The following is a 7,179-nucleotide window of genomic DNA, read 5'->3' on the forward strand; positions in this document are numbered from 1 at the left end:
AATAATCAGTAGTCAGTAGAAGCAGTTTTTATTATCATTTTTTTCTATGAAACAATCTATTCTAGTAAATTTGCATCTGACTTAAACTACTTTGGTTGACTAAAATATTCGTAACATTCTTTTTTGACGCTTGGTATTACACTACTTATTTACCGAGAAATTGTGGGTATGCGCCTCCCCTTTTAAGGGGAAAAAAGAAAAAATTTTTCCGAGGTAATTATTAATTATTAATTATTAATTATTAATTGTTGAATAGGCATTTTATTACAACCTCTTCTGACTCCCTATCCCTAATTTTACGCATCATACCCGGGCTTCACCAACACCGAATATTGCTATAGCAATACTAAATTAGTTGTGACAATTTTGATAATAGTCAATTTGAACTGAAAAGCTTGAAAATTATGACTCCTGAGTTCTGACTCCTAACTACCACCAAAATATTACAACTGTGCAGAGGATTCCTATATATCCGTTAATATTTTTCAGCTAATATTTTTCAGCTTCATTAAGAGACCAGTGATATTCTATTGGTAAATTTGCTTGTTTACAATTTTCCTCTAATTGTTTTTGCAGTGCTAAAGCTTTTCTAACTGTCACAATAAGTTCTTGAACTTTTTGATACTCTATTGTCTGATAATCTACTGCCAAAATCGTCTTTTTTTCTAATAATTGAAGTAGTAGTTCATAATGAATACGAGAGGGGACTGGTATTGGTTCCATCATAAAATAGCTGTTAGGTACTTTTATTATACCAATTTAAAGAAATAATGTTACAAATAGTATAGGCAAGGAAAAAGTAAGAGACTGTTTGTCAAATAAGTATTAAGAAACTTGTTTAAAAACTAAATATTAAAGCTTGAATCAGGCTAAAGATAGAAATTCGGCTAGTTGAGAGGGTCTCGCTATTCATACTCCTACTCCTAAAATTATGTAGGACTTACGCAGACACCGCATATATAGCGTTAAAAACTATAACGTTATAGTTTTTGAACTCTATATATAGTACCTTTGCGTAAGTCCTGTTATGGTAAAAAATAGGTAACAAATCTTTGTGTCTTCGCCTATTCTTTTTTCCCTACAGGAATCCGCACATAGGTTGCGGGTAATCAAAAAGTAGATAAAAAAACTGAAACTCCCGCCAGTTAAGTGTTAAGTGTTCCCAGTTAAGTGTTCCCTAAAAGCAGTAAGATTTTTATAGACAAATAAAATAGGATTGCTATATCTCCTTTTGATATTTTCTGATACATTCAATCTCTAATAACCGAAGTTGGAATAAGCAAGAAAAAAACAAGCAATAAAATGGTATATTTTCTCACTGCATTAGATAGATGAGTTTTTACCAAAAAATAGCAATTATAATCAAGATTCTCTATTATTTGTGTCAGTATTCAGCTATTAGCAGTTAGCATTTCCTACGTCATGCTGCGTAAACAGCTTTAAAATGTGAATCATAAAAAATATTTACTATGAATAGCTAATACAATGCATGAAAAAAGAATGTGATGAATAAAAAGGGTAATTGAAAGACTTTAAATGAGATGTCCCTTTGACGAAGAAGAGAAACTCTGCCCTAATAAAAGGTATTTATAGCGGTTTTCATTAACATAGACTACAGCAATAGAAGTTAAATTAATTCGCTTAGAGAAATATAGTTTTTTTCTACATAGTTTACCTTTGTGAAAACCGCTATAAGTTATTGATTCGGAGATTTCTAGAAACAGCATAACTATTCGTAGCAAACATTTATCACGCTTGGTATAAGGTCTCCAGATGTACTTTGACCGAAACTTGAAAATAGGACTTCAGTCTCTCAATACCGCCTTATAAATTCATTTTGTATGAAACTAATTGCTGATAGCTAAATACTTATAAGTAAGTGGGTTTAATTACCCATAAAATAGCAATGGAAATTCAAAACGGTTGGAACCCTTTGATCGCTTGCTTCTGGGTTCTTTTTCATATTTTTTGTTTTAACGTTTATTTATGCCTACCTACTTATTATTTCTTATTTGTAGTAAAAATTTATCAAAATGGTATTATACCAATTTTGATTAATCCTATATTTAGGCAACACTTCAGTTATTAAGTAATTAACATAAGCATAATAATCTTTTTGCTAATTAGCAGCTCAGTTAATGTTAATTATTCTTATGTTTACTTCTCGCTCTCGGACGTTGTATACAACTACTCTCCTGCTCAATAAAATGTAGAAAAGTTTTTGATAAATCGTATTATACTAATTTCATAAACTTAAACAACACTTTTCATTAATTGATAATTGATAATGGCGAACTTGATAATTACAAGAAGGTTAAAACCGTTACACCAATTGAAGATTGGGAAATTCAAGAGCACTTTTCTCGAGGGGAGATTGGATATGGCGAGGAAACCTCGCCATCCCATCCTAAGGTCATGCTCCGCAAACGACCGCTTTTTCCCCTATCCAAGGGGAGGCTTTAAACCACAATTATTTAATTAACAATTAATAATTAATAATTCGGTAAAAATATCTATCAAACTTGAAAGCCAAGATGTCAAGTTATGTGTAGTCTTACTTTAGAAAATTGGTATTAGATTGTTTCGTTTATCCCAATCAGGCTTTGATTTAACTTTAGAGGTAAATAGCCAGCATATAAACTATTTTCCTCATTCAAAAAGAGACATTGCTCTCAAGCTTGCTTTTCAGTAAATAGCTCTAACAATGCTGCACCTGGATTTGCTTTCTTCATTAAAGATTCACCGATTAAAACAGCATTCACACCAGTATTTTTAACAATTTTAATATCTTCAGGTGTATGTATTCCTGATTCACTTACAACTAATATTCCAAGTTTTTGTAAATCTTTACTCCTAGCTTCCATCAGCTTACAAGTTGTTTGTAAATCTACTGAAAAATCTGTTAAGTTGCGGTTATTAATTCCAATTAACTTAACCCCATCTATTTGCAATACCCGATCTAACTCTTCGAGACTATGAACCTCAACTAAAGCTGTCATTCTTAAAGCATTAACTATCTTGATAAAATATTTTAAGTCTTGGTCTGATAAAATTGCTGCAATTAACAATACAGCATCAGCTCCGTATAAACGAGCAAAGTATATTTGATATGGATAAATCAGAAAATCTTTACAAAGCAGTGGTAAATCAACATTTGCTCTAACATTTCCTAAATTTTCAAAGCCACCTTGAAAAAACTTTTTGTCTGTAAGAACCGAAATACAAGTTGCACCATTTTCCTGATATGCTTTGGCAATAGCAACTGGTTCAAAATCTTCTCTAATTACTCCTTTACTAGGAGAAGCTTTTTTCACTTCAGCTATTACAGCAGGTTGAGTTTTGCCTGCTGATAATATAGTCAAAAAATCTAGAGGAGGAGGCATTAAGTTAATCTTTTTTCTTAACTCAATCAAAGGTTGTCGATCGCGCAGATAATCTACCTCTTTTTCTTTATACCAAACTATTTCCTCTAGAATATTTTGAGCCTTTGACTCTGGTACAGAAACTTCATAGCGTAAGTTGCCCATTTCCACGGCTGGGTTTGGCTGACGACGACGAATTTGCATTTATCTAAAATAAATTCCTAGGTTTCAATAATGTTTACTTGATACTCTTCAGCTTTTTCAAGATTTGGTAATGTTGAGATTATTCAACCCACCAACTTCCTCAAAATTCATACATATTTATAGTTGCCTAAAAAACTATCTTTTTCAAGGTATCACTCAGAAATCATAATTGAGGAAAAAACTCTAACCCCTACTCATTTATCTATTTTTCTTAATACCAAACTATCCCTTACATAAGATTTTCAGGATTTAAGTCTGACCATCACCGAATAATTAATAATTAAGAGTTAATAATTAATAATTAAGAGTTGATAGTCAATTAATTATTCATTCAATAATTCACGCCTTGAAGCCTCCCCTTGGATAGGGGATAAATCAAAAAAATTCCTTTTAGTCAATCCTATCCGTTTTAAGAAGGGGTAATTATTAATTATTAATTGTTCATTGTTAATTGCTGAACCCACCTCCCTATTTTTTGGAGGATTTGATAGTATTAATATTATTAAATATACCATTAAATCCACCAATTTTATAAAAGTTAATAGCTAGTGAACAGTAGCTCGTTTAAACGCTTCATCCAAAACTTCTGACAAAGTAGGATGAGTATGTACATTAAAAGATAACTCATTAACAGACTGCTTTTTAGCTATAGCATTTGCTGCCTCTTGAATTAAATCAGAAGCATGAAGACCAATAATATGTACCCCCAATAACTCTCCTGTATCTTTACGATAAATTACTTTAGCCACACCATCTGTTTCACCTTCAGCGATCGCCTTGGAATTTCCCTTAAAATAAGTTCTGACACTTGCAACTTCAAACCCCTGTTCTTGGCCTAAATCTTTAGCTGCTGGTTCTGTCATACCAACATAGCTAATTTCTGGATGAGTAAAAGCTGCCGCCGGGATACTAAGATAATCTACTTCCCGATAACGACCACAAATATTTTCTACTACCGTTATTCCTTGGGCTGACGCTGTATGGGCTAACATCATTTTTCCTGTCGCATCACCAATTGCCCATAAATTAGGTACTGGTTCACCACTTGACAAAACAGCCATTTTGCTATTTACGGGAATAAATCCTCGGCGGTCAGTTTCTATTCCTACAGAATCTAATCCCAAATCTTTCGTATAGGGAATACGACCTGTGGCAACTAGACAAGCATCAACTTCTAGAACCTCTTCTACTTCTTTAGTCTTGGCATCAGCAAGTTCAATAATTACTGGAGACCCAGGAACTACCTTCATAGCCAACTTACCAACTTTCGTCTCAATATCTCTTGATTGAATTAGAACTCTTTGTGCAATCTTAGCTATATCTGGATCGAAAGTAGGCATTAACCGATCTAACGCCTCAATCATTGTAATCTCACATCCAAGGGCAGTGTAAATATCAGAAAATTCTAATCCGATATAACCACTACCAATAATTGCAACCCAAGGTGGTAACCAATCTAGTTTTAGAGCATCATCACTCGTAAAGACAGTCTTACCATCCAGTTCTATTCCAGGAGGAACAAAAGGTACTGACCCAGGAGCAAGTATAATATCTTTGGCAGTAAAATTTTCTTCTCCCTTTTCCGTCTTAACCGTAACTTTTTGTTTTCCTGCTACCTGACCCCAACCTATAATCGTATCGACACCTAAACGTTTAAGGCTGTTGGTCATGTCACCTCTTATTTTGGTAACAATGTTACTTGCATGAGAAGCAATTACTTGTCTATCATAAGCCACATTATCTAATTGAATGCCCAGAGTTTTTAAGTGGTGAGTATCCCGTAACTCTCGAACTTTACCAGATGCTGCCAGGAGTGCTTTAGATGGTATACAACCTCGGTTAACACAAGTACCACCCATTTCTGCTGCTTCTACAATAGCTGTTTTTAGGCCACAGTTCGTAGCGTGTAATGCTGCACCATGTCCACCGACACCTGCGCCGATAATTATTAAGTCGTAATCAAATTCTTGAGTCATCTCTGTTTTCTAAAACTTCTCGGTATGTTTGCAAAAACAACAACTATATAATATAGATTAGGGGTTTTTCCGGATACAGCTAAACATGATTATTAGGAATTTTTTTGACTCCTTTGGCCTATCTCCCTAGAGATTAACTTGGCCTAACAAATCATAATAAATTCTCCAGATAGAATTATCCATCAAATCAAAATCAAATTAGATGCACTTATCCTGGTTTATCATCGAATTTTCAAATTCCTTTTTCCAATCTTTAGGTAGAGCCATATAAAACGCTGATGTATAATAATCTTCATTTTTAAAGCGACAAATATCAAGGGCTTGGCGATATTTGCTTTTTTGTGAAATTTCATACTCGGCATCCGTTATTCTTCGTCCTTTGAGTGGAGCATTGCAACAAATAAAGTAGCCATATTTTCGGAATTCCGCTTCAATATAATTGGCGCAAATATCATAATAAAATATAGGGTAAGTCGAGAATGCAAGTAGTGGTAAAGAGCTTTTTGCGATAACAAGGGGCAACATTTGCTAAAAAAAATGAGGACCTATATAGCCAATGGAACCAACATAGATCAAAATATCTCACATGGAACAATATCTTTAAGCTCATCAGTTAATGAGTCATGCTTAAGATCGAAAGCATATCCTTGCTCGCATAAATTCATCTTTTTGGCAAACTCTATAGCAGGTTTTGAACTATCCAACAAGTAAAACTTATATTTATGTGTATCCTGAATACGATCCGTGTAAAACTTTTCGATGTCTCCCCATAAATGTCTTTTTAACCGATTGTCTTCCACATAAAAATCGATCAACTGCGACCAAGTTAAATCGCATAATTTTAGTGTATAAATAATACCATAAGACGAAACTAAATCCATAATCTTTACAGAACTCTGTAAATCATTGCTGAGTTTCTCAAATAATGAACCTAAGTAGCGCATAGCATAATTTGGGCACAATATACTCTTTCCCCCTAGAAAAAATCATATAATTAGCAGGAGTTTCTGCGGTCTAAACACGAGACCAATATTTCTTCTACTAATTTAATAAAATATTGCTACACTCACGATACAAGGAATAGGTATGGAGGGAAAGAAAAAAATGATAAAAAAAGATAAAAAAATATTTTATTTTGACAATTTATGGAATTTATAATTTTTTATTGTAGGAATAAATTACAAATTTAAGATGTAACTGTCTTTTTTGAATTTGGTATTATTTTCTATCTTCATTTTTGACTCTACAAATACTTATGGTTGAAGTTTACAGGAAGAAAAAAGTTTAAGCTTGCCTTCAAAAATACCATTGTTATCAAACACTTGAGCATTTCCAATTATCAATGTTTGGCGTTGCTGAGTGGTAATGATTTTTAGATTAAGTATCAAAGCTAAAAATCAGTTTTTCAATTTTACCGAATTATTAATTATTAATAATTAATAATTAAATAATTTTGGTTTAAAGCCTCCCCTTGGATAGGGGAAAAAAGCGGTCCTTGGATGGCGAGGTTTCCGTTCCCTCCGGGACGCTACGCGAACTTCGAAGCTTTGCGAAGCGCAAACGCTTGCCTCCAATCTCCCAAGAGAGAAGAAATAATATTTCCTGATCTTCAATTGGTGTAACGGTTAAAACCTTCT

General features: G+C 33.4%; 5 protein-coding genes. All 5 read right to left on the reverse strand.

The annotated features are described in order from the left end of the window. Positions 1-489: 489 nt before the first annotated feature. The 5 genes from F6K22_RS25455 to F6K22_RS25475 all read right to left on the reverse strand — a co-directional run bounded on the left by F6K22_RS25455 (position 490) and on the right by F6K22_RS25475 (position 6,486). The gene (locus F6K22_RS25455; RefSeq protein WP_363274412.1) at positions 490-726 is read right to left on the reverse strand and encodes a DUF5340 domain-containing protein; all 237 of its coding nucleotides are present in this window, start codon (positions 724-726) and stop codon (positions 490-492) included. Positions 727-2,672: 1,946 nt separating this feature from the next. After that, positions 2,673-3,566: an indole-3-glycerol phosphate synthase TrpC gene (gene trpC / locus F6K22_RS25460; protein WP_293104427.1), complete on the reverse strand. Its 894-nt coding sequence runs from the start codon at positions 3,564-3,566 to the stop codon at positions 2,673-2,675. A 545-nt stretch (positions 3,567-4,111) separates the two neighbouring features. Beyond that, entirely contained in the window at positions 4,112-5,542 is a 1,431-nt protein-coding gene (gene lpdA / locus F6K22_RS25465) for a dihydrolipoyl dehydrogenase (RefSeq protein ID WP_293104430.1), read from the reverse strand. 198 nt (positions 5,543-5,740) lie between these two features. Continuing rightward, positions 5,741-6,067: a hypothetical protein gene (locus tag F6K22_RS25470; RefSeq protein WP_293104433.1), complete on the reverse strand. Its 327-nt coding sequence runs from the start codon at positions 6,065-6,067 to the stop codon at positions 5,741-5,743. 47 nt (positions 6,068-6,114) lie between these two features. Then, positions 6,115-6,486, reverse strand: a complete 372-nt coding sequence (locus F6K22_RS25475) for a hypothetical protein (protein ID WP_293104436.1) — start codon at positions 6,484-6,486, stop codon at positions 6,115-6,117. Between the last annotated feature and the right edge of the window lie 693 nt (positions 6,487-7,179).

Source organism: Okeania sp. SIO2F4 (assembly GCF_010672385.1).
In the GTDB taxonomy this organism is placed as follows: domain Bacteria; phylum Cyanobacteriota; class Cyanobacteriia; order Cyanobacteriales; family Microcoleaceae; genus Trichodesmium.

Coding starts and splice junctions, on each gene's coding strand:
- F6K22_RS25455 (WP_363274412.1), bottom strand. CDS start 726: ATGATGGAACCAATACCAGTCCCCTCTCGTATTCATTATGAACTACTA.
- trpC (WP_293104427.1), bottom strand. CDS start 3,566: ATGCAAATTCGTCGTCGTCAGCCAAACCCAGCCGTGGAAATGGGCAAC.
- lpdA (WP_293104430.1), bottom strand. CDS start 5,542: ATGACTCAAGAATTTGATTACGACTTAATAATTATCGGCGCAGGTGTC.
- F6K22_RS25470 (WP_293104433.1), bottom strand. CDS start 6,067: ATGTTGCCCCTTGTTATCGCAAAAAGCTCTTTACCACTACTTGCATTC.
- F6K22_RS25475 (WP_293104436.1), bottom strand. CDS start 6,486: ATGCGCTACTTAGGTTCATTATTTGAGAAACTCAGCAATGATTTACAG.